General features: G+C 40.6%; 18 protein-coding genes and 1 pseudogene. 12 read left to right on the top strand and 7 right to left on the bottom strand.

Annotated elements, in window-relative coordinates:
• Positions 1–76 precede the first annotated feature (76 nt).
• Complete coding sequence (locus ACNAN0_RS09260; protein WP_230912628.1) at positions 77–967, top strand: Rgg/GadR/MutR family transcriptional regulator; 891 nt, start codon at positions 77–79, stop codon at positions 965–967.
• A gap of 103 nt (positions 968–1,070) precedes the next feature.
• Here the strand turns inward: ACNAN0_RS09260 and ACNAN0_RS09255 are convergent, their stop codons facing one another.
• Both ACNAN0_RS09255 and spxB read right to left on the bottom strand, forming a co-directional pair.
• Positions 1,071–1,268 carry a hypothetical protein gene (locus ACNAN0_RS09255; RefSeq protein WP_230912629.1) on the bottom strand — a complete coding sequence of 66 codons (198 nt, stop codon included), beginning with the start codon at positions 1,266–1,268 and terminating at the stop codon, positions 1,071–1,073.
• 299 nt (positions 1,269–1,567) lie between these two features.
• Positions 1,568–3,307 carry a pyruvate oxidase gene (gene spxB, locus ACNAN0_RS09250; protein ID WP_230912630.1) on the bottom strand — a complete coding sequence of 580 codons (1,740 nt, stop codon included), beginning with the start codon at positions 3,305–3,307 and terminating at the stop codon, positions 1,568–1,570.
• 413 nt (positions 3,308–3,720) lie between these two features.
• Between spxB and ACNAN0_RS09245 the strand changes: the two genes are divergently transcribed.
• Positions 3,721–4,830 (top strand): lactate oxidase, encoded by a 1,110-nt coding sequence (locus ACNAN0_RS09245; protein WP_230912631.1) that lies wholly within the window; start codon positions 3,721–3,723, stop codon positions 4,828–4,830.
• Positions 4,831–5,000: 170 nt separating this feature from the next.
• On the opposite strand, the gene lepB is transcribed toward ACNAN0_RS09245, so the two are convergent.
• Complete coding sequence (lepB, locus tag ACNAN0_RS09240; protein ID WP_416353139.1) at positions 5,001–5,576, bottom strand: signal peptidase I; 576 nt, start codon at positions 5,574–5,576, stop codon at positions 5,001–5,003.
• A gap of 136 nt (positions 5,577–5,712) precedes the next feature.
• Between lepB and ACNAN0_RS09235 the strand changes: the two genes are divergently transcribed.
• Both ACNAN0_RS09235 and ACNAN0_RS09230 read left to right on the top strand, forming a co-directional pair.
• Positions 5,713–6,660: an AEC family transporter gene (locus ACNAN0_RS09235; RefSeq protein WP_230912633.1), complete on the top strand. Its 948-nt coding sequence runs from the start codon at positions 5,713–5,715 to the stop codon at positions 6,658–6,660.
• Positions 6,661–6,682: 22 nt separating this feature from the next.
• Positions 6,683–7,792 (top strand): DMT family transporter, encoded by a 1,110-nt coding sequence (locus ACNAN0_RS09230; protein ID WP_416353138.1) that lies wholly within the window; start codon positions 6,683–6,685, stop codon positions 7,790–7,792.
• Between the two features lie 104 nt (positions 7,793–7,896).
• Here ACNAN0_RS09230 and thrB read toward each other — a convergent pair whose 3' ends face one another.
• A complete protein-coding gene (gene thrB / locus ACNAN0_RS09225; protein WP_230912635.1) occupies positions 7,897–8,760 on the bottom strand; it encodes a homoserine kinase in 864 nt (287 codons plus the stop codon).
• Between the two features lie 81 nt (positions 8,761–8,841).
• Here thrB and ACNAN0_RS09220 point away from each other — a divergent pair, with 81 nt between their 5' ends.
• Positions 8,842–9,525: a 2,3-bisphosphoglycerate-dependent phosphoglycerate mutase gene (locus ACNAN0_RS09220; RefSeq protein ID WP_230912636.1), complete on the top strand. Its 684-nt coding sequence runs from the start codon at positions 8,842–8,844 to the stop codon at positions 9,523–9,525.
• A gap of 29 nt (positions 9,526–9,554) precedes the next feature.
• Here ACNAN0_RS09220 and ACNAN0_RS09215 read toward each other — a convergent pair whose 3' ends face one another.
• The gene (locus tag ACNAN0_RS09215; RefSeq protein ID WP_230912637.1) at positions 9,555–10,853 is read right to left on the bottom strand and encodes a MucBP domain-containing protein; all 1,299 of its coding nucleotides are present in this window, start codon (positions 10,851–10,853) and stop codon (positions 9,555–9,557) included.
• 186 nt (positions 10,854–11,039) lie between these two features.
• Complete coding sequence (locus ACNAN0_RS09210; RefSeq protein ID WP_416353137.1) at positions 11,040–13,091, bottom strand: KUP/HAK/KT family potassium transporter; 2,052 nt, start codon at positions 13,089–13,091, stop codon at positions 11,040–11,042.
• 364 nt (positions 13,092–13,455) lie between these two features.
• Here ACNAN0_RS09210 and ACNAN0_RS09205 point away from each other — a divergent pair, with 364 nt between their 5' ends.
• The 5 genes and pseudogenes from ACNAN0_RS09205 to ACNAN0_RS09185 all read left to right on the top strand — a co-directional run bounded on the left by ACNAN0_RS09205 (position 13,456) and on the right by ACNAN0_RS09185 (position 17,546).
• The gene (locus ACNAN0_RS09205; RefSeq protein ID WP_416353136.1) at positions 13,456–15,891 is read left to right on the top strand and encodes a family 78 glycoside hydrolase catalytic domain; all 2,436 of its coding nucleotides are present in this window, start codon (positions 13,456–13,458) and stop codon (positions 15,889–15,891) included.
• Between the two features lie 24 nt (positions 15,892–15,915).
• A pseudogene (locus ACNAN0_RS09200) lies at positions 15,916–16,416 on the top strand (MGH1-like glycoside hydrolase domain-containing protein); the annotation flags it as partial.
• Positions 16,393–16,899 carry an alpha-L-rhamnosidase C-terminal domain-containing protein gene (locus ACNAN0_RS09195; protein WP_416354187.1) on the top strand — a complete coding sequence of 169 codons (507 nt, stop codon included), beginning with the start codon at positions 16,393–16,395 and terminating at the stop codon, positions 16,897–16,899. The pseudogene ACNAN0_RS09200 and the gene ACNAN0_RS09195, both read left to right, overlap by 24 nt.
• A gap of 23 nt (positions 16,900–16,922) precedes the next feature.
• Positions 16,923–17,318, top strand: a complete 396-nt coding sequence (locus ACNAN0_RS09190) for a hypothetical protein (RefSeq protein WP_230912640.1) — start codon at positions 16,923–16,925, stop codon at positions 17,316–17,318.
• A gap of 3 nt (positions 17,319–17,321) precedes the next feature.
• A complete protein-coding gene (locus tag ACNAN0_RS09185) occupies positions 17,322–17,546 on the top strand; it encodes a hypothetical protein (RefSeq protein WP_230912641.1) in 225 nt (74 codons plus the stop codon).
• 163 nt (positions 17,547–17,709) lie between these two features.
• On the opposite strand, the gene ACNAN0_RS09180 is transcribed toward ACNAN0_RS09185, so the two are convergent.
• Positions 17,710–19,050, bottom strand: a complete 1,341-nt coding sequence (locus ACNAN0_RS09180; RefSeq protein WP_230912642.1) for an aminopeptidase C — start codon at positions 19,048–19,050, stop codon at positions 17,710–17,712.
• Positions 19,051–19,489: 439 nt separating this feature from the next.
• Between ACNAN0_RS09180 and ACNAN0_RS09175 the strand changes: the two genes are divergently transcribed.
• Positions 19,490–21,136 carry a phosphoenolpyruvate carboxykinase (ATP) gene (locus tag ACNAN0_RS09175; RefSeq protein ID WP_416353135.1) on the top strand — a complete coding sequence of 549 codons (1,647 nt, stop codon included), beginning with the start codon at positions 19,490–19,492 and terminating at the stop codon, positions 21,134–21,136.
• Between the two features lie 112 nt (positions 21,137–21,248).
• A complete protein-coding gene (locus ACNAN0_RS09170; protein WP_416353134.1) occupies positions 21,249–23,042 on the top strand; it encodes a glycoside hydrolase family 13 protein in 1,794 nt (597 codons plus the stop codon).
• Positions 23,043–23,045 lie beyond the last annotated feature (3 nt).

Below are 23,045 nucleotides of genomic sequence, written 5' to 3'. Positions count from 1 at the left end.
ATAGCACTAGGGTAACATCATTGTTATAATGGCTAAGCGTAGGTTGCATATAGTTCACAAAGAGAAGGCTCGACATATGACGGATTACGGACAAACTTTTAAAGAGTTGCGAGTGGCTAAAGGTATCAGTTTAACCGCAGCAGCCAAAAATGTTGTTTCAAAGTCGTTTTTATCACGTTTTGAACGCGGTCAAAGCAAGATTGTTTTTGATAAGCTTTATCACTTATTATTGAATATCAATGTTTCGATAGAGGAATTTGTTTACATACATAATAATCGAAACAATTGTTACCAGCCATTTCATTACGAAGATACTAAGGATTATGCGGACGCACAAAGCATCGCATATTCAAATCAGCTCAAAAACTATTATTATCATAAATGGTTGGTGAATCGAACAGAATATAACTATGTGAATTTCCTTAAAGAGAAAGCAATCTTGGCCAAACATCAGGCCGCTAACGTTGATTCAGAGGAGAAGTTTTTTCTGTATAACTATCTTTTTGAAAAGGAAACTTGGACGCATTATGAAATAAGGCTTTACATGAGTATCATAGATTTGTTTTCACCAGACCAGACATTTTATTTAACACAGCAAATGTTGAAAAATGGGTCCGAAATGATCGATGTCAACTGGAACCACCAAGCAGATTTTTTATATATTATCTTAAAAACAGCTTTCATTATGGCATTTCAAAGTAAAACGGCCGAGTTGGTTCAATTGATCGAGCAAGCAGAACATGCAATTCATAACGAACAATATCTTTATGAAAAAAATGTCTTACATTTCATCAAGGGGCTGTTAAATTATTTGAAGGGCAACCCTCAAGCAGCTGAAGAAAAGGTCAAAGAAAGTCTTACTGTTTTTCGGGTACTTCATTCGCCTCAGCTGGTTAAGTTATATGAGAATTATTGGCATGAATTTTTAGATGAGCTTGGCGAAAATTGTCCGACTACTGAGAGCTAACAAAAAGCCCTTGTCCAGCTAGAAAAACTGAGCAAGTGCTTTTTACTTTTTTGTCTTTAGACCTGGTTGTGTACTGTACGGTCTGAAATAAATGCAATCTAGGTTATTTTTTTAGAAACGAAAGCATGTTCTTCTCATCCGTTTTCATGCTGCCTGCCAGAAACGCAATTATTACGGCAATAACAGAAAGTACAAATTCCAACAATGACCACTTGAAAACTAGTGTTAAAACTAACGGTACCAGGGCTGCAATTATCAAAACGCCATCTCTAGGCCCTAAATTAATATAAGGATACATCATTAGATATCACTTCTTTCATTTTCTAGCTGATTTAAGTCATACTAATTCAGTTATCAGCTTGAAGTACCATGATAGCTACTGACAACATGCATGGTAACCGCTTACTGATCTATCCAAATAAAGTATTACACTTATAACTTTTCTCTGTCAAGAGAAGATATCTTTAAAAATGGGTGTGATATTACTGTTTGAGTAAGTGATATAAGACTATAGAGGGCGAGACAAAACGTCAGTTTTGCCTCGCCCTCTACTTGCAAATAATTAAATTTTAAATGTGTTCCAAAAGGCGCTCACATAAATTAAGCATTAAATTCTTCCAGATATTTTCTAAACGGTACTAAATCACTAGATTCATAAGTCTTATTAAAGGCATCAACGTCAGCTTGTGAATGACCAGCTTCGGTATCGATCACGAGGCCTTCCACTGGAATTGGCCGTTCGTCAGCAATTTTGACGTCAATGACAACAGGACCATCTGGATTTTCAGCAGCTTTGAAAGCAGCTTTTAATTCAGCCAATGTCCGTACGGTGAATCCTTTAGCACCTAGAGCCGTTGCCGCTGCACCCCAATCGGCACCTTCGATATCTACCCCGTAGTGACTTTGATGGGTATCATCTTGTTCGGCCTTGATGAAGCCAAAACTATCATTACTTAAGATAACGTTGACAACTGGTAACTTGTATTTGACTTCAGTAACAATATCTTGGGAAGCCATCGCCCAACCGCCGTCACCACTGATCGTAATGACCTTGCGTTTAGGATAACTTAATTGTGCGGCTAAACCTGCAGGTAAGCCATAGCCCATCGTTGCAAACCAGCCAGAAGTCGTGAATTTTTGTTTTGGATTCATGTCCAAGAAACGCACAGAGTCGATCGTGACATTACCAACATCTGTAGGGAAAATCGTATCTTCGTCAGCAATGCGGTTGATTTCTTTGTAGACAGGTTCAACACGTAATGGTGTGCGGTCGCTATCGGCAAAGCCAGCGAGCCATTCGTGCCAATTCTTAGCATCAGCCAAAGCAGCTTTATAAAAGCCGGTTTCAGCTTTTTGATGACCACGCTCTAAAATTAATTCCATTGTTCGTTTAGCGTCACCATGAATTGAAACATCAGTGGTGTGGCGCTTACCAAACTTAGAAGAATCGATATCTACTTGGATAAACTTAGCCGCTTGATTAAAGAAATAAGCAGCAAATGGGAAGTCACTACCAACAAACAAAATCGTATCAGCGTTGGCCATGATGTCATTGCCTGGCTTTGAAGCTACCCGTGCAGCCGTGCCCATGTAAGCCGGGTTGCTATCAGGAATCAAGCCTTTAGCTAATACAGAGGAAACGATCGGCATCGAGTAAAATTCAGCCAATTTCTGAGCGACATCAGAGCCCCCACGAATACCTTGGCCAACATAAAGTACAGGCCGTTTAGCGGCATCTAGCAACTTGATGGCTTCATCTACATCTTTGACATCAGGTTCATAATTTGGCTTCCGGTAGTTGTGGGCTGTGGAAACATAAGTATCTGGAATATCTTCCCAACCCATGCTAACAGGGATCGTGACAACGGCCACACCATTTTTAGCATAGGCTTGACGAATCGCCTGATCTACCACATGTGGTAATTGTTCCGGTGTCATGACGGTCCGGTTATAAACGGATACGTCAGCGAACATTGGATTTTCATTCAATTCTTGGAAGAAGTCGGTATTCATTGCTGAAGCGGCGACTTGACCAATCAAGGCTAAAACGGGCACATGGTCCATTTTGGCATCATAAAGACCGTTAAATAAATGGGTTGCGCCAGGGCCGGCAGAACCGAAAGTAACCCCGATTTTACCAGTCAATTTTGCATCGGCTGCGGCAGCAATTGCCCCAGTTTCTTCATGACGGACTTGAATGTATTTGATTTTAGCTTGTTCTTCAAACAAAGCATCCATCGTGGAGTTGAAAGAACCTCCAGGAATACCGTAAAGATGATCAACACCCCAGTCTTCAAGAACCTTGACCATTGCGACACCGGACTTAATTGTATCAGTCATAAAAATACCCTCCAATTTATCTCTTACATTTAGTAAGCAGTGATTTCATTTATGAGTATAACGCTTTTTTAAAGCGGATACAATTATATCTTAGCTTACTCACCGATTTTTTTCATGTGATTGAACTTGGGAAGTTTTTTATCCTATTATTGGCACAGTTTTACGGCCTGTTATTATTATCTTAGAAAGTAGATTTATTTATTGCCGATCATTTGATTTAGAAAAAATTTTAGCGTTTTTTTATGGTAAATGGAACGTTTTTAATGTTGTTAGGCTTAGTTTGTTTAACGAGCTTCTTGATTCAAGACGGTAAAATAGACCAATTTTTTGTGGTAAAAGTATTGCTTATTTTTTGTAAGTGTATATAATAGACTTTGTTCTTACAAAAAGTTAGCTATTTGGAGGTCCTTAGATTGACAATTGTAAATGGATACGAACAAAGTGATCGTGAAGAAAAATTAAACATTATTAACTTGACCGAGTTAGAAGCTAAGGCCAAAGCTATTATTCCCCAAGGTGGGTTTGGATATATTCGTGGTGGTTCAGAAGACGAATGGACACTACGTGAAAACTCAAATGCGTTTGAACATGCACAAATTGTCCCTCGGTCATTAACTGATATGGAAAATCCTTCAACCGAGACAAACGTCTTTGGTTTGAACTTAAAAACACCAATTATGATGGCACCAACTGCTGCTCAGGGCTTGGCTCATGCTCAAGGTGAAAAAGACACAGCTAAGGGCGTTGCAGCTGTCGGCGGCTTAATGGCACAAAGTACTTATTCATCGACATCCATTGCCGACACAGCAGCTGCTGGCAATGGGGCCCCCCAATTTTTCCAATTATATATGAGTAAAGATTGGGACTTTAACGAGCATTTGCTTGATGAAGCTAAAAAAGCAGGCGTGAAAGGAATCATTTTGACCGTTGACGCTACGATCGATGGTTACCGTGAAGAAGATATGCGGAATAACTTCCAATTTCCGATTCCAATGGCTAACCTTTCTGAATATTCAGATGGTGATGGTAAAGGCAAGGGTATCGCAGAAATTTATGCTTCTGCTGCTCAAAAGATCAGTGGTAAAGATGTTGAACGCATTGCTAGTTACACGGATCTACCAGTAATCGTTAAAGGGATTGAATCACCAGACGATGCCATGTTAGCTATTGGTTCGGGGGCCCAAGGTATTTATGTTTCCAACCATGGTGGCCGTCAATTAAACGGTGGGCCAGCTTCCTTTGATGTTTTACCAGCTGTTGCTAAGGCTGTAAACCATCGGGTGCCAATTATCTTTGATAGTGGGGTTCGGCGTGGTTCTCATGTATTTAAGGCTTTAGCATCCGGCGCTGATTTAGTTGCAATGGGTCGGCCAGTCATTTATGGCTTGGCACTTGGTGGTGCATTGGGTGTTCAATCCGTTTTCGAAACTTTGAATGATGAATTGAAGATTGATATGCAATTAGCTGGTACCCAAACCATTGAAGATGTGAAACGCGCACAACTCTTGCACATTCATTATTAGTAAAATGCATTAAAATTTAAATTGTAAATAACGTAAAAGACTGAAGCAGCCGTACACCTATTTAGGTAAACAAGGTAAGTAATCCTTGGTTATCTGAATAGGTGTATTTTTTATAGGCAGTTACAGCGTATTTAAAATTTATGTTGGTTTATTTTATAGTGTCTGGATACTCAGTAAAAATGCACATCGTTCAAAGGCCAATACTTCAAAAAGACGACACTGCGAATGTCATCGGCAGATACGAAACCGAATTGACGACTATCTCGAGAAATACGGCGGTTGTCCCCCAAGACAAAGTAATTGCCAGCCGGGACTTTAGCCGTACCAGTAACCTGTTTTAAGGTAAAGTCGGCTGTTAAATGATCACCTGGGGCTAATTTTTCTTTGTAAGTATCCAAATAAGGTTCGGAGACGGGTTTACCATTCACAAAAAGGGTATCGTCACTAGCGTAAATGCGATCACCGGGTAAGCCAATGATACGTTTGATATAGTGATGATCACCATTTTCATCAGGTGCCTTGAGAATAACGACATCACCGCGTTTGACTGCACTCAATTGATTACCGATCACACGGTCACCAGGGTTAAAGTTGGGCTGCATTGATGAGCCAAAGATTGCCTGGTTGTTAAAGACAGAAGTAAATAGAAATAACGCCACACCAATGATGGCAATAATGATTAAACTCCACTGGGTTATAAATTTAAATATTTGATTATGAATGATTTTTTTCCAAAAAGGCTGCAAGGTATTACTCCTCCAATACTGCTTTATTGTACCTTATGGATGAAGTAGGTCGCATTCATTTTCTGTAAGGAACTGTAAAGTTTTCTGAAAAAGTGTTAAACTAGTGAATAATTTGACGACCAAATGGGGGAATGGTATGGCTGTCTTTTTCAATAGTTTATCTGGCGTTCTAATTATTTTGGTCATGATTGCCGTGGGATATGTACTCACACGTGTTCATTGGTTCGATGACCGGTCTAGTCATTTGATTGCCAAGCTTGTGACGCAAGTTGCTTTGCCATGTTATATGATGGCGACAATTATGAAAGATTTTACGCGCAAGCAGCTGGAAACTTTGTTACCAGATTTGCGGTTCCCAGTTATTTCAATGTTGATTCTCTTTGCTTTTTCTTTTGCGGCCGTGCAGATCTTTCGAATTCCGAAGACACGAGCTGGACTTTTTAAGTCGATGTTCTTTAATTCAAATACGGTATTTATTGGTTTGCCAGTTAATCGGGCACTGTTTGGGGATGCCAGTCTACCCTATGTGTTGGTTTATTATATGGCGAACACCTTCTTCTTTTGGACATTAGGGGTTTATTTGATCAAAAGAGACGGCAGCTCAGATGTGGCCTTTAATTTATGGACAGCCATTAAAAAAGTTTTTTCACCACCATTATTTGGGTTCATCCTCGGCGTGATTTTTGTGATTTTAGGCTGGCATTTGCCAACATTTTTGATGTCTGACTTGCAATATATTGGCGGTTTAACCATTCCATTATCCATGTTTTTTATTGGTATTCAGATCGGTATTGTTGGTTTGCATTCATTCCGCATCACGAAAGATGCACTTGGTATTTTGATGGGCCGCTTTGTATTTGCACCGCTTGTGATGGCACTATTGGTGCTGCTAACGAGATTACCAATTTTATTAAAGCAAGTTTTTATCATGCAGTCAGCGATGCCAGTTATGACCAATGCCCCCGTTGTGGCTAAACTTTATGGTGCAGATGCTGACTATGCTGCCATTATGGTTACCGAAAGTACGGTGATCAGCATGGTGATTATTCCGATTTTGATGACAATTACGCAAAACATTCGCTAAATTTTTAAGGGAGTCCTTTTACTTGCGAAAAACTTTTCTATTCGTTTTAGTTTCAACATTCTTGTTCAGTTCTATGGAAATTACATTGAAAATGGCTGGCAGCGTCTTTAACCCCATTCAATTAAATTTCATCCGATTCTTGATTGGTGGTTTGGTGTTGTTGCCATTAGCCATTCGCTCGATGCGCATCCATCATTTAAGATTGGACCGTTCTGCACTTTTAGGCTTCGCCTTGACCGGATTATTGTGTGTGATCGTTAGTATGACGCTATTTCAACTAGCTGTTGTCTATGGTAAAGCTTCGATTGTGGCAGTTTTATTCAGTTCCAACCCAGTTTTTGCGCTGATTTTTTCTTACTTGATCTTACATGAGAAGTTATCGCGTACAAATTTACTTTCGGTTTTGGTTTCTACCGTTGGTTTGATCGTGATCATCAACCCATTCCATCTGTCGGCACCAGTTGGCATGATTTTAGTAGTTGGGTCAGCTATCACGTTTGGGTTTTATAGTATTATTTCTCGTAAAATCTCTCAAAACCAAGGTTTCGATGGCGTGACTATGACGTGCTTTACCTTTATTTTAGGTAGTTTAGAGTTGGCCTTTGTGATGGCCTTAAGTCATTTGCCGTTTGTTGGCGCCCTGATGGGACAATCTGCACTGGCCAAAGATTTTGTCAACATGCCTTTCTTTGCCGGCATTTCCAGTCAAACGATTCTAATGATCTTATATATTGGTATTGGCGTCACTGGGGCTGGTTTTGCAACTTACTTCATTGCTATGGAACGCTCTGATGTTTCTACTGCTTCATTGGTTTTCTTTATTAAACCAGCATTGGCGCCAATCATGGCCTTATTCATTTTGGGTGAGTCCATTGCTGTGAACACTTTGGTCGGTATTGCGATTATTTTAGTAGGTTCCACAATCAGTTTCTTGGGACAACGCAGTACCGAACAAAAGAATACAATGGCTACCGACGATTATTTAGATACAGTTGAAGCAGAAGGTGAAGTTGCTGATAAAGCGGCGCAAGCACAATTAGTGGCAGATCGTAAAGCGTTGGCTGCCAAAAAAGCAGCTTTACAATCTAAAGTGGCAGCGACCAACTATGCTAAGCGTAATGAAACAAATTGAGTTTCAGTGATTAGTTTTGATTGATTTGATAGGTACTACAAAAATGGGATCAGTCGGCAAACGAAAAGTTTGTGCTGAATCCCATTTTTATTAATTTATTTGAGTTAGAAAACTTGGAGGCCATCTTTATCAACCGAGAGATCTAAATAGGTATCTTCTGGCCATTGTTGTTGTAAGGCAGCCTTAATCGCCTGCCGTGAAGTTTCAGGTGCAATGGTGATCAAGGCTGGGCCGGCTCCGGAGATCAAGGTGGCATAGGCGCCGTTTTGTTTGGCGACGAACCGTTTAGCCTCTAATTCTGGGACAAATTGATCCCGGTACGTCTCTTGTAATGTATCTAGCTCCATCATGGGACCCGCCAGTTTTAAGTCGCCCGAGATAATTGCTGCAATCATGACGTTTGAAATCGCACTGCCAGTGATGGCTTGATCATAAGCAATCGTTTTGGGAAGTGCATTACGGCTTTCGTAAGAAGTTAACTTGTGATTGGGGACATGAACGATAATTGCTGCTTCTGGGAACAAATGACGGACAGAATAGACACGTTGCTTGACCATGGCTGTAATTACGAAATTGCCCCGAAAAGCGGCGGCAACATTATCCGGATGATCTTCAAACGAAGAGGCCTGGGCAATTTTTTCGGTCATAGACAAATTTAGATCACCGAGGCGACTAGCTAGCTCAACACCAGCAACGATGGCGGCTGTACTACTACCTAAGCCACGTTCAGTGGGAATATCCGAATGTACGATCAAGAGGTGAGGCATGACGTCAGGCGCAATTTGTCGTATGGTTTCGACCATTATATTGGTATAATCAGTAGGGATACTGGCAGATAAGTTATGTTTAACCTGCCATTCAACGGTTTCAGGGCCAACCGTTACCGTTAGATATAATGAAAGAGCTAAGCCACAGGAATCAATGCCCGCGCCTAAATTTGCTGTGGTCGCTGGAACTTGGATTTTCATGATAACCTCCAGTGAAAATTAATATATTCTAATTATATCTCATTTTATTGTCATTTTCATTTTTTCAAAGGAGTTCTTTAGATGTCACATCTGGTACTTGTACGTCACGGCGAAAGTGTCGCAAATCAACAGAACGTTTATACTGGTTGGTCTGATGTGCCATTGACGCTTAAGGGTAAACAAGAAGCACAGGCAATTGGTAAAAAACTAGCTGAATTTGATTTTAAGTTTCGTGCTTGCCATACTTCAGTGTTACAACGTGCAATCATGACAAGTTATTTAATTTTAGATGCTTTAAATTTAAATGATCTACCGCTATATAAATCGTGGCGCTTGAATGAACGTCATTATGGTGCGTTACGTGGCTTGAATAAAGACGATACGCGGCAGTTATTTGGCAAACAACAAGTGCAGCGTTGGCGGCGCAGTTTTACAAGTGTGCCCCCACTACTTTCTCGCCGCGATCAGGATCGTCGCTATGCCCAACTAACTGCTGACTGTATCCCACGGGGTGAAAGTTTACAGATGGCCGCCAATCGGTTAGATCCTTATTATCAGGAACAAATTGCACCCAAATTACGCTTAGGCAAAGATCAATTGGTTGTTGCTCATGGGAGCAGTTTACGTGCTATGATCAAATACATTGAGCAGATTTCTGACGCTGACATTGATGGCGTTGAAGTTGCCAACGGTGAAGCTATTGTTTATCAATTTGATGCTCAGTTAAATCTGCAGCGAAAAATGAGAATTAAAGCGAATATTTAAATTTGATAGAACTAAAAAAGATCAGCTTCTTAAAGAAGTCTGATCTTTTTTGCGATACCCCAAATGAATTTGCTGACACTATCCAAAAATGTATGGTGTGTTTTTGGATGCAGTGCTGTTGCTTTTGTAAAGTGCTTTTGACTTTTGATTTGTTGCGTTTGATTGTCAGCTGCTGTTTGATCATCATTGTCGGGAATTAATCGCACGCCATTAGGTATGTTGATTTTAAGGGTTTCATCATTGAGTAATAAGATTCGATCTGGCGCCGCCTTCACATGAGCATCAGCTGCAGGCTGTTTACTAATTGTAAACTTTTGATCGGCTGGGCCGGTGTAATCAACTTGTTTGATTAAATTGTTTTGGGCATCAAAGACTTGAATATTGCCACTGACTCTAGAATCAACCACAGAGATTTTATAGACACCTTCTGGCGGTTTAACGTCTTTACCTACTTTGAATGTGCCAACTTGGAAATCAATGGCCGCAATTTCACTTTTTTCCGAGGGATTGATCAAATGATTTTGAGAATCGCGATAGGCCACGGAATCTTTATGATAGATCAGTGTTATATCATTTTGGTTGGCTGTGATCGTGCCTGTTAATGACTGGTCTGACTTAAGGTAAGTATACCCAGCAATTTTGGGGGCTTTGATTGTATAATTAGCCCCAATGACATCTTGGACCACTTGTTGTGTGCTAATGGCTTCACCAGATTCATCTACGAAGTGAATGATGAAACTGATTGTTGGGGCACGTCCCGTTGTACCTGACCCCTGATCGGCATTATTGGCTGGTGTATGATTAGGCGCTGGTGTAGCCCCGGTATCTGGTTGATTTTGAGCATCAGTAGGTGGGGTAGGGGTGACATTTTGACCACTATTGTCCGAACTACTGGAATTATGATCTTCATTAGTGCCAGAGTGATCATCAGGTGGATTGGTAGAACTAGAGCTACTAGAGGCAGAAGAACTACTTGAACTGGATGAACTAGAAGAGCTGGATGAGCTACTCGAAGAACTACTTGAACTGCTTGAAGCACTAGAACTACTAGAAGAAGAGCTAGCTGAACTTGTATCACTGCTACTCTCAGAATGATTTGAACTCGTGGTAGCTTGACTACTGGAGCTGCTATAGATAGACTTGTCACCATCATTAGCTTGTCCATCTTGATGCGCACTTTGAGTTGAAGTAACTGGTTTAGAAATAGGATTGTCAGTAGCTGCTTCACTCGCTGCCCAAGAAGGGGTTGAATGCCCAAAAGACAATAAGGGACTTAACGCAACGATAATTGCGAACGTACTTATTGTCTTTTTTTGTGAGCGTTTCATTTTACGCAAATACCTCCAATAATCATGACCACGACTTAGTATTTTAAATCATAACACGAATTATTGATTTATTTATAGAAATAATCTTTTTGTAAACAGGAATTAATATTCGTTACAATTTATTTACAGAAAAACGGTCAATCAAGGTTAAAAAGTTCATAAATATTCGGTTTATCGCTTTGAAGATTATAGGGTATTACTGAAGTCCTCAGGCTTTTGTTTGAGCCGCTTTAATTTAACAATCGGAATTTTTCCAAGAATTAAAGGAATGCGTTCCGTAATCACATCAGCGTATTCTAGACCAAACCAAGTTGCAGGCGAGACAGTGATTTTTTGTAAGAAAAGACGCGCCTGAATAATTGCTTTCTGAAAGCCCTTGATCTCGGTTTCAGGGGATAATTCTTCTTGTAACATGACAAATGAAAAATCACCGACATCACGATCCGGAATTGTTGTGTACTGTTGCGGTTGAGCTGGCAATTCGCCTTTTGCGATCATATCGTTGATAATTTGTCTTAGATAAACATTGACTTTTTGTTCCACTCGAAAGCCTAGATATAATTGGACATTGATCATATAGTCCGTTCCAAATGTTTCGACAGTATACCCGGCAGAATAGGGGTCGTCAGTGACATTGACAGTCACGAACCAATAAACACCGGCTCTTTTTGGACGTTTATCTAAAATAGAATAAAGAATGGTTTTCTTAATATAGCGTTCGTCATGAACCTTAGTCATATAAACGAGGTTCGCCGTGTACAGAGGAAAACGGTCGTCTTTTGAAAGAGAGCTGAGTTGATTTTTATAGGCTACTAATGAGACATCTTCGGTACGATAAATATTGTTATTGCGGTAATAGTCCCCCATTTGCCAAATATACATGATGCTTAAAATAGCTGCACCAATCAAAATGGTGACCCAGCCACCGTGAGCAAATTTCACTAGACTGGAAATGAAAAAGATAAATTCAACACTACCGAAAAAGAGGAGGACGCCTAAACTCAAAATTGTAGGGACATGCTTTTTACGCAGAAATTCAAATAGCAATAACGTTGTCATGAGCATGGTCACAGTGATGGCTAAACCATAAGCTGCTTCCATGTGTTCAGAAGTTTGAAAGGTGTAAACAATGGTTAAACAAACGAGACATAAAATCGCATTGACAGTAGGAATATAGAGTTGACCCCGAAAATTGGTCGGGTAAATGACGTGTAAGCGGGGCAGAAGATGCAAACGAATGCCTTCAGAAACCAAGGTATAAGAACCAGATATCAATGCTTGTGAAGCAATAATTGCAGCTAAAGTTGCAATGATGATGGTAAAAATACGGAGTTTACTTGGCAGCATTTCAAAAAACGGGTTAAAATCAGAAATTTTGGCAAAAGCGGCATTATTGTTGTGTTGGTAGATCCAGACAGCTTGACCAAAATAGTTCAGGACTAAGCATAAATTTACATAGGGCCAGCTCGCGTAGATATTTTTTCGGCCTACGTGACCCATATCAGAGTAGAGCGCTTCAGCACCGGTAGTTGCTAAGAAAACACTCCCTAAAATAAAAATACCGACTTTGTTATCTGCCGAGAAAAGCACTTGGATGGCATAGTAGGGATTAAGGGCTCTGAGAATGCTTAAATCTTTAGACATGCCCACTAGACCGACAATACCTATGTAAGTGAACCAAAGTAACATGATCGGCCCAAAAGCCTTGCCGATCAATTCTGTTCCAAAACGCTGGATGAAGAATAGAAAGGCTAAAATTAAAATGGTAACTAAAATAACTTCAGATTGGGTAGAGAGCAAGATCTGATGATTGATCGGGACCCCCTTTAAGCCTTCCACAGCGGTAGTAACCGTGACTGAAGGCGTCAACATACCATCTGCTAGCAAGAAGGCGCCCCCAATCATCGCGGGGACGATCAGCCACTTACCCCGATTACGGATTAAGGTGTATAACGCAAAAATACCGCCCTCACCATTATTATCTGCACGTAAAGCAACTAAGACATATTTAAGCGTGGTTACAATAAATAATGTCCAAAAGACGAAGGATACCGCACCCAAGATAAATCGATCGGAAATGTGTCCCATGCCGCCGTTTCCAGCGACAATGGATTTCATAACATATAGCGGCGAGGTGCCGATATCGCCATACACAACACCTAAAGCGATAATCAGACCGCCAATTGAAAACCGATCGCCTAGTTTGGGTTTTGATTCAAGATTCTTTATTCTTTTCATAAGTTACTGCACTCCAAATCATCAACTAACTTGAAAATTATTGTATACCTTTTTCATGAAAGGTAAAACCATTCAAGGCGTTGTGTTATGAAACACAATTTTTTTTAGAGTTGAAATAAGTAACTGTGACTCTAATTTAAAAGGCTTGGAAAGTCATAACTACTATTAAAATAAGGCTAATCATAGTTAAAAATGTATATTTGATACCGCAAAAAAACTTTAGTCGCTGTGATGATTTTGTGGCCCAACTTTAATATGGACAAATAATAAGACATTTATTCACAAACCATGTAAGCGATTGCATTTTTATACTAATGCGTGCCATACTGCTAAGTGGTAATGATTGATCAAGGGAGGGTTTTAATTGAAACATAGACGACTATTTTTTTATTTAGTAGGGACCATATTGGTGATGATATTTGTGGTTAGTTTTGCTAAATCAACACGTAGTGGTTCGGCTAAGGCAGCTACAACGTTACAAGTGAATGATTTAAGAATTAACTTGATGAAACAACCATTAAGTGTGGCTAAAGAGAATCTGCAATTTTCTTGGGCAATACAGGCAGCTCAAAATGATGTAAAACAAACAGCTTATCGTATTGTCATTGGGCATAACCAGACTGATGTTTTAAAAGCACAAAATTTAGTTATTGATTCGGGTTGGCATGACGCAAGCAAATCCAGTGATGTTCATCTGAAACAAGCGGCACAAAAATTAGCAGATAATGAACTTTATTACTGGTCGGTACAAGTCAAAGACAACTATGGCCAAGTAAGTGCACTTCAGACAGCACAAGCATTTACAACGACACCGAAATGGCAAAGCACACAGGCAATTTGGAATGACCCCAAACAAGTTCCTGCCACTGATTTTTGGGCCGATCATGGCTGGCAGAACTATGCAATTGACTTACAGGTAAAAACAGCCAGCGCTTTAGGGATTGTCTTTAGAGCTCAAAATCAGAAGCAATATCTCATGTGGCAGATTCGTACGGATCACAATGAATTACGCCCACATATTGCGACTGACGGCACACCAAAATTACTGGATAATCAAGCAATCTCATTGAACCAAGTTAAGTTACCAACCGATGCTTACTTCCAGGTACGATTAGTTATTCAGGGGCAAACAGTCAAGACTTACATAAAATTATCTCAAGCTGCGGCCTATCAGTTGGTAAATACTAAAAATTTGGCAACGGATTTAACAGCTGGATCAGTGGGTTTCCGCACTGGACGCAGTGAAACGGCTGATGTCAAAGATCTCAAAATCACGAGTTTAGATAATAACCAAGTACTTTATCAGAATGATTTTCAGAAGGCAACGTCAGATTTCCCAGGGACAAAAGTTAATGCTGGTAGTTTGAATATACCTAATAATGTTAGTACACCGAGTCTTTTGACGACTCAAGTTATTGACCCCCAAGAAGGGCTTAAGGGTAGCCTTAGTGCACAAGGTCATTATGTTTTCATGCGGAAAAGCTTTAATGTTGATGATCCAAAGCATATTGATCATGCCATTTTAAATGTGACGGCCCGTTCTGGCACTAAAAGTCGTCAATTTGTTTCTAAACTTTCATTGAACGGTCAGTTTGTTGGTGTGTCACCAACTAGAAAGAGTAAAGATAGCACCAGTATGTTTTATAATACTTTCGATGTGACCAAGCAATTACGTTCGGGAGAAAATGTCTTAGGTGCTCTAAACTATGCTACTGAAGATCAAGTTTTTTTAGCTCAGCTCACGTTTTATTATAAAGATGGGACCCAGCAGGTTGTGACTAACAGCGGACTGGCAAACGCTGGTTGGTTGGTGAAAGACGGCACCAATTCTTTAGGTGATGATGGCACTAGCTTGGGGACTCAATATTATCAAGTTGCCGCTCAAAATATTAATAATCTAGATTTCCCAAGTGGTTGGGATGCGCCCAGTTATCAAGCGGATAAAGCAGCTGGTTGGGTCCAGCCGCATAAAGTTGGTGAGATTGCCACTGATCAAAATAAGCTAACAGCCTATCCTGTTGATAACATGGCACAATTTGAAATAACACCTGCAAAAGTGACCGCTGAAGGCGAAGGACATTACTTAATTGATCTAGGTAAGGAAATTGTTGGAGGATTAGCTCTCAAAGGTATAAACGCGGATCAACCAGGGCAAATGAAGATTCGTTATGGTGAGGAACTAGAGAATGGTGCCGTTAAATGGCAAATGCGTACGGGAAACCATTATCAAGAAACTTGGACCTATCGAACGGGGACTCAAGACTTTGTAACCAGTGATTTAATGACTTATCGGTATATTGAAGTTACAGGTGGTCCAACTCAATTAACGAAAGATAACGTTCGTGGCCTTGCACTACGACAAGCTTTTGATAATTCAGCAGCCTCATTCACATCATCTGACCAACGTTTAAATCAAATTTATGAATTCACTAAATACACGGTTCAGGCCACGAATCAAGACTTGATGGTGGACTCGCAATCGCGAGAAAGGGGCGCCTATGAAGGTGATGTCTTAATCAATGCTTTATCCAGCTATGCTGTTTCTAATGATTATGCTCTGGCACGCTTCTCCAATGAATGGTTAACTACTCAGCGCACTTGGCCTGCTGAATATGTACTCTATACTGTGATGAGTGCTTGGAATGACTATCAGTACACCGGTAATAAGTCTGAATTAAAGCAATACTATGATTTGATCAAAGCCAATGGGGATCAACTATACACGGGCAGTATTGATCAAAATGGGTTAGTCAAGAATGGGCTGCATAATAATGGCTGGAATTCTGTGTTAGTAGACTAGCCCACCACTGAGCGCGATGGGTATGACTTTGGTAATTATAATACAGTTTTAAATGCTGTCGCTTATGGCGCTTATACGGATATGGCTAAAATTGCTAAGGCTGTGGGAAAAACGGAAGACCAAACACAATTTGCAGCGGATGCTGCTAAGGTAAAATCAGCCATGATTCGTGAATTCTATGATAAATCGAAGGGGGCGTTTAAGGATTCAGAAAACAGTACACATTATTCTCAACATGCGACGGCTTTTGCCTTAGCCTATGGGGTCTATGATAGTCCTAAAATGGCAAAAGCTATGGCTCATTATTTGGCTAGTCAACAGAAAATTAAGGGCAGTGTTTATGGTGCTTACTTCTTATTGGATGGTTTGTATAATAGTAATGCCGGTGATACAGCCGTGCAATTTATGAACGGGACAGGTTTACGCAGTTGGGATCATGTGATCAATGGTCTTGGAGCAACGATTGCGACTGAGGCTTGGGATCCGTCTTTAAAATCTAATATGACTTTCTCCCATCCATGGGGCTCTGCACCAGCAAGTCAAATCGTTCGGGGTATGTTTGGCATCAAGCCATTACAACCCGGCTTTAAGAAATTTCAAGTGAAACTCCAACCAGGTAACATTGCTAAAGCTAGTTTAAAGACACCAACTGCTAAAGGCACCATCGCAGCAAGTTATCAGAAAGCTAACGCTAATAATGTGTATCTGGACGTGACAATACCGGCAAACACCACTGCGAGAGTGTCCTTACCACAGCCCACCGATCGTGGTAATGCCAAGTTGTTGGTTGATCAAGTACAAGTAACTGCCAAACAAAAACAGGGCTACTTGACCGTTGAATTAGGTTCTGGTAGACATAGTTTGAATACGGATCTCACGCAAGCAAATCAACCTAATGATAATGGTCATACGGATACAACTGGTGATGGGTCTGGGTTGAATTCAAATTCGAATCAAGATCAAGCCAACACTGAACAGACAGGACAAGCACATCATGAACTGAAGTAGCTGGTATTGTACGAATCAATAACTTGCCAATTGGCGCTAGTGTATTAACAGATGGGGCATCTAAGCCTATTTATACGGATCCATTAACACAAAAATACACTGGTTCTATGTTGTCGCCCGGTATCACTGCTTGGCACGCTCTAGCTTATTCGATGGACGGGAATGGTCAAGTGATTGCTTATCAAGTTGGCCAAAATCAATGGCTTAAAGTATCAGACCTTTTAGCTGATGCGGTTATCACGCCGTTACCTTTTGGCTCTGTCGTTTTTAGTTACCAAGCCCAAGCATCCTTGTATCGCGACCCACTGCTGAAGCAGCAGCAAGGTAAATTAGATCAACGTTACAACGCTTGGGCAGCTACCGCTGTAGTGAAAAATAGCCAGGGTAAAACTTTGGCTTATAAATTAGGTCAAAATTAGTGGGTGGCCGCTGATAAAGTTACCGTACAAAGAGATAAAGGCGGCTTAATGATTCTGAAACAAGGGCTGTCACTGTATGATGTTAATGGGTATGCCACAACAAATAAAATCGCACAGTCTGGTGCTTATAAAGTCTTTGCTGAACGTTATATCAACGGGCAACAATCGCTTAAATTAGGGACAGATTTACAATGGGTCGCCGCATCAATGGGTGCTTATTATCCTTAAACGAAGCTAATAAACTGTGATCTAGTGAAGCAAGTGAGATAAACTGCGCGTAATAAATAAAGAGGTAGCGACTAACAAAGCGTTAAGTTTTGTCTGCCGCTACCTCTTTATTTATACCTATTTGAAAAACGCCTAGCTTTTTGCTATTGGGCGTATTTTGAAATTATAGTGCTAATGCACCCATTGGATCCCAAGGTGCTAGAACTTTAGGTTGATCATATTCCTTTTTAAGGACATCATTTTGAGCGTCACTTAAATATTTCTTATTGATGACGATCTGGTAAACAAATTGGTCAAACCAGTCATCACTCATTACGAAGTAGCCTTTATTACCGACTTTATCGCCCCAAGAATTTTCGACTTTCCATTTAGTTGGTTTCCCATCAACTAAATCAACCCCGGTCAGAACCATTGCGTGAGTCATTAAACTTTCACCATAGTCCAAACGTTGGGCTTTCGTCATCGATAAATCGACATCAAAAAGATCATCTAATTGATAAATGCCCGTGTCTAAGATACCAGCCTTACGGTCACTACTTTGACCGACATCACTACCAAACCAAACTGTTTCGCCATTTTGTAACTGTTTAACGGCCAGTTGTTTAAACGTGTCGATATCTAAATTTAAATGCCGAACTTCACGGCCGCCGACAACGTTGCCTAACATTTCAACCGTATAAAGGTGATTATAAGGCTTGTCTTCTGTAGGTGAGTTGATCAGTGAAACATAGTCGTCTAAATTCCAACCCACATATTTTTGGAAGAATTGTTGTGGTGTCAAATGATCTTGATGATAATTACCATCATCATCTTTATATTCCCAGTCGAATTCTGTAACTGGTTCGCCTAAAGCAAAGACTAAGATGCGGTAAACTTCACTGACCATCGTTTCGCGAGTAGCTGCAATTTGGGTGTCGTCAGCCCCGTCAGCCACTAATTGACGGAGGGTAACAGCATCTTTACGCAATTTCTTGTTTAAAACAGAATTGAGTTCCCGTGAAGTTGAGCTGTTATAAGTTTCCGGCATAACTGACTTAGGGACGATACCATATTTTTGAATTAAGGCACATAGCATATCCCATTGACCGCCATCTTGTTGTGGTGTTGCTAGTAAAAAGGCAACTTTACGATCTTCTAATGGTAGGCTGGCAGTATTTAAAATATTTTCATAGAAGTAATTAGACTTCTCTAATTTATCCCAAAAATTAGTATAGTTTTGAGATAATTCAAAACCCTTTAACTTAAATTGATCTTGAAGCGGATGCCGCATGGTATTTAATGCAGCAAACATCCAGCAGCGACCAGATTGTTTTTGATTGGCAACAGAACCCGTATCTAATTCAACAGAAAAGACAGGGTCCATGGCGATTTGTGAATTGGTATCTTCACTACTAGCTAAGATACCGTTCTTCATAGTTGTCCGTTTCAAAGCATGGCTTTTTGGCAGTCTATCAAAAGTAGCTTTGAAGTCTTGTAAATTATCAGATGTAATTGGTTGACTCATTAGATGAACCTCCTATTAGTTATAAGTATGCTTAAGAAACACGCTTACCAGCCATAAAACAGCAAAGCCTTTTCTTATCACACACTCATGATACATAAAATATATCTTAGCGCATTTTAATTTTTTAGTCCACTGTTGCTGATTGAGAGAGGTGGCTACAAATATCCACTATTATGATTACGAACGGGTTATAAGGTTAGGGCAAAACCAATGCGGTCCCGATTATTTCATGAACGATTGTATTTTAAACGTGTTCCAAAAGGCAACGCCTTCACTCAACGACGAATGACTTAAACGGAAAGCCCACCGTTTTTCGTAATTTTTGTTGGTGCTCAGGCACTGGGCGCCTTTTGTCTCACTCTCGAACGTGTTATGCTGTAGGTGAATATGTAAACGCTATATTTTTGGCATAGCGTCGTTAGAAAGGGTGTGTTTTATCATGAGTACACAGCAGTTTTTTAACAATGATACGATCAATGCTCAAAATCCCGCGTTATCACGGATGAAGGTCCTTGTGGAAACAGCTTTTTATGGGCAAAACGTAACAGCAATTCAAAATGCGAATGCTATATATGAATTGGCAAAAAATAATCCGGACACGATTGTCACAGACCTGCCTGTACGACACACGGATGATCTAGGTCTGCCCGTGGACGCCAAGGTATTGGTCTATAATCACGGCCGAATTGTCGGGCGGACGGCGAAAGCGCGGCGGATTCTTCAAGAAGAAAGTCCTGAACAAGTGACTGAGCTTTTAAACTATTTACAAGAGGCTATTTACGCTGGTAACCGGCAAGCCTTTTGGCGCAGTGATGTTGTCGTCGGATTAGATGAAGCCTTTATGGTTAAAGCTCATGTCTGTATTCCTAAAGGTTATGAGCATAATCTTTATTCTTATATTATGAATTTTCAGTTGTTAAACGAACAATATAAAAAAATCTATGCGCGCTCAAAGGCATTTGCCAATGAACCGGATATTTACTTGTATGTGGATCCTAATTTCCATGATGATCGTTTTCCAGATGGGTTAGCAATATTTGACCGTGATCATAATGTGGCCGCAATTTTAGGCATGCGTTATTTCGGTGAGATGAAAAAGGGCACATTAACATTAGCATGGAGTATTGCTCACCGGCACGGCTATACAGCTTGTCATGGTGGTTTAAAGGCATTTCATCTCCAAAATCAACCGGATGCTGTTTTTGCCATGTATGGCCTATCAGGTTCTGGGAAATCAACTTTAACTTTGGCGAACCATCATGATAAATACGATATTACGGTCTTGCATGATGATGCGTTTGTCATTTCACGCCAAGATGGTTCTTCTACCGCCTTGGAACCATCTTATTTTGACAAGACGCATGATTACACCATGGCTGGTCATGGCTTAGACTACTGCTTAACAGTGATGAATAATGGGGTAACTTTGAATCAAGACGGGCAAAAGGTACTGGTTACCGAAGATATTCGTAATGGGAATGGCCGTATGGTCAAGTCACGGTATATCACTAAGAATCGAGTCGATCATGAGACTCAACCCATCAGTGCTTTGTTTTGGATCATGAAAGATAGTAGTTTGCCACCAGTTATGAAAGTAACGGATCCTGTTGCTGCGGCTACCATTGGCTTAACTTTGGCTACCAAACATTCTACCGCCGAAAATGTGAGTGCCGCTGAAATGCAAAAAGTGGTTATTGTACCCTATGCTAATCCATTCCGGCTCTATCCTTTGGCTGAAGATTACCAAGACTTCAAGGCACTCTTTGACCAGCGACATGCCGCTTGTTACATTTTAAATACCAGCGCCTTTTTGGACCAAGACATTCCTAAAGAATTGACCCTTGATGCAGTGGAAGCCATTGTGGATGCGCGTGCTGAGTTTAAACCATTCCTGAATATTTCTGGCTTGAGCTATTTACCTTATGACCAGTACCCGGTTAAAGATACGCCTGCTTATCGATCTCTGCTGAAACAAGGCTTTGAGCAGCGTTTGACGTTTGTAGAACAACACAATGCGACTCGCAAACACCCACTACCGGATGAATGTCACGATTTTCTGGATCAAGTCCTGAGACAGCTTAGTTAAAATATAAAATCAAATTTGACATAGACCTGCGATATCTTTGTACGTTATAGCTGAATAACCTATAATGTAATTAATAAGGATATGGCAGGTTTTTTGTTTAGGAGGCACAATTATGCAAACGAGTGCATTATATCATCGCACCGAAAGTGAGTATGCTTTTTTATATAAACCGCGCGAGTTTGTTGTTCGGCTGCGGACGGCTAAAGATGATGTTCAGCGGGTCATTTTATATTATGGTGACCCCTTTGATCGACGGCCGCGCAAGAGTGGCGGCACTCGGTGGCATTATCAACGCGTGATCATGAACAAAGGTTTAGCCACCAAAGACCATCAATACTGGGAGATAAAAGTTCGACCGCAGTTTTCCCGAATCCAGTATGCTTTTCATGTCTTAGGCAAGGATGGCACGGAAATCTTCTATGGTGAGCTAGGATGTGCGGCGTTTAATCCTGGTGAGATACAGGATGCGGCTAATTATTTTCGTCTGCCTTATTTTCACAAGATCGATATGGCCAAAACGCCAGAATGGGTCAAACATACGGTTTGGTACCAGATTTTTCCGGAACGCTTTGCTAATGGCGACCCCAGCAATGATCCTGAAGGCACGTTGCCTTGGGACCCAGATCGAGCACCCACACGTGAAGATTTTTATGGTGGCGATTTGCAGGGCATCATCGATCATTTAGATTATTTACAGAAGCTTGGCGTTAATGGGCTGTACCTCACGCCAGTATTCAAAGCCCATTCCAATCATAAATATGATACAGTGGATTATTTAGAGATCGATCCTGCTTTTGGGGATAAACGTATTTTTAAGGCTTTGATCGATGAAGCTCATGCCAGGGGTATGAAAGTAATGTTAGATGCGGTATTCAATCACATTGGTGACGAATCACTGCCTTGGCAAGATGTTTTGCGTAATCAAGAGCAGTCGCGCTTTAAGGATTGGTTCCATATCCGCAAGTTTCCAGCATCCTATGAAGCGACCGAAGATAATGAATATGCCCGGAAACTGACTTATGCCACGTTTGCTTTTACGCCACATATGCCCAAGTTAAATACGGCCAATCCTGAAGTTCAAGCTTATCTTTTAGATGTCGCGCAATATTGGATCAAGCAATTTGATATTGATGCGTGGCGCTTAGATGTTGCTGATGAGATTGATCATCATTTCTGGCGTAAATTTGCCACTACTTGTAAACGACTCAAGCCAGATTTCTATATTTTAGGTGAAGCATGGCATAATGCAGCACCGTGGTTAAATGGCGATGAGTTTACCGGTGTGATGAACTACCAATTTACGGGTTTGATCAATCGCAAATTCTTATTTAAAAATATCAGTAATATAGATTTCATTCATGGTTTGAACCAGCAATTGATGTCTTATCGGGCACAAACTAGTGAAGCTATGTTTAATGTTTTGGATTCTCATGATACGCCAAGAATCTTGACATTGGCGAATCAGGATAAAGATGCTGTTAAAGCAGCAATCGCTTTTACTTTTCTGCAAAAAGGCGTACCTTGTATTTATTATGGTGATGAGATCAGCATGGCGGGTGATAATGATCCGGACAATCGGCGGCCAATGCAGTGGGATCCTGATAAGCAAGATCAAGAAATGTATGAATTTATGCAGGCTTTGATCAAAGTTCGTAAACAATATGCTGTGTTCCTGTCTGAGGCACCAATGCAATGGCTTGATGCAGCTAATGGTGCGCTTTTAAAGTTAGTGCGATCAGGTCGGACGATCGATTTCGTTTGTTTATTTAATACGAGCAATCAACAGCAAGAGGTCAAATTAAAAAATGGCGATCAAGAAATTTTCAGTCGGCGCCTAGATGACATTGACGGTCGGGCTTATTTATTGCCTGAAGGCTTTGTCATACTGAAACGATGGAAAAAATAAACC

This window comes from Agrilactobacillus fermenti (assembly GCF_047943045.1).
GTDB lineage: Bacteria > Bacillota > Bacilli > Lactobacillales > Lactobacillaceae > Agrilactobacillus > Agrilactobacillus fermenti.
This window is presented reverse-complemented; position numbering and strand designations above follow the sequence as displayed.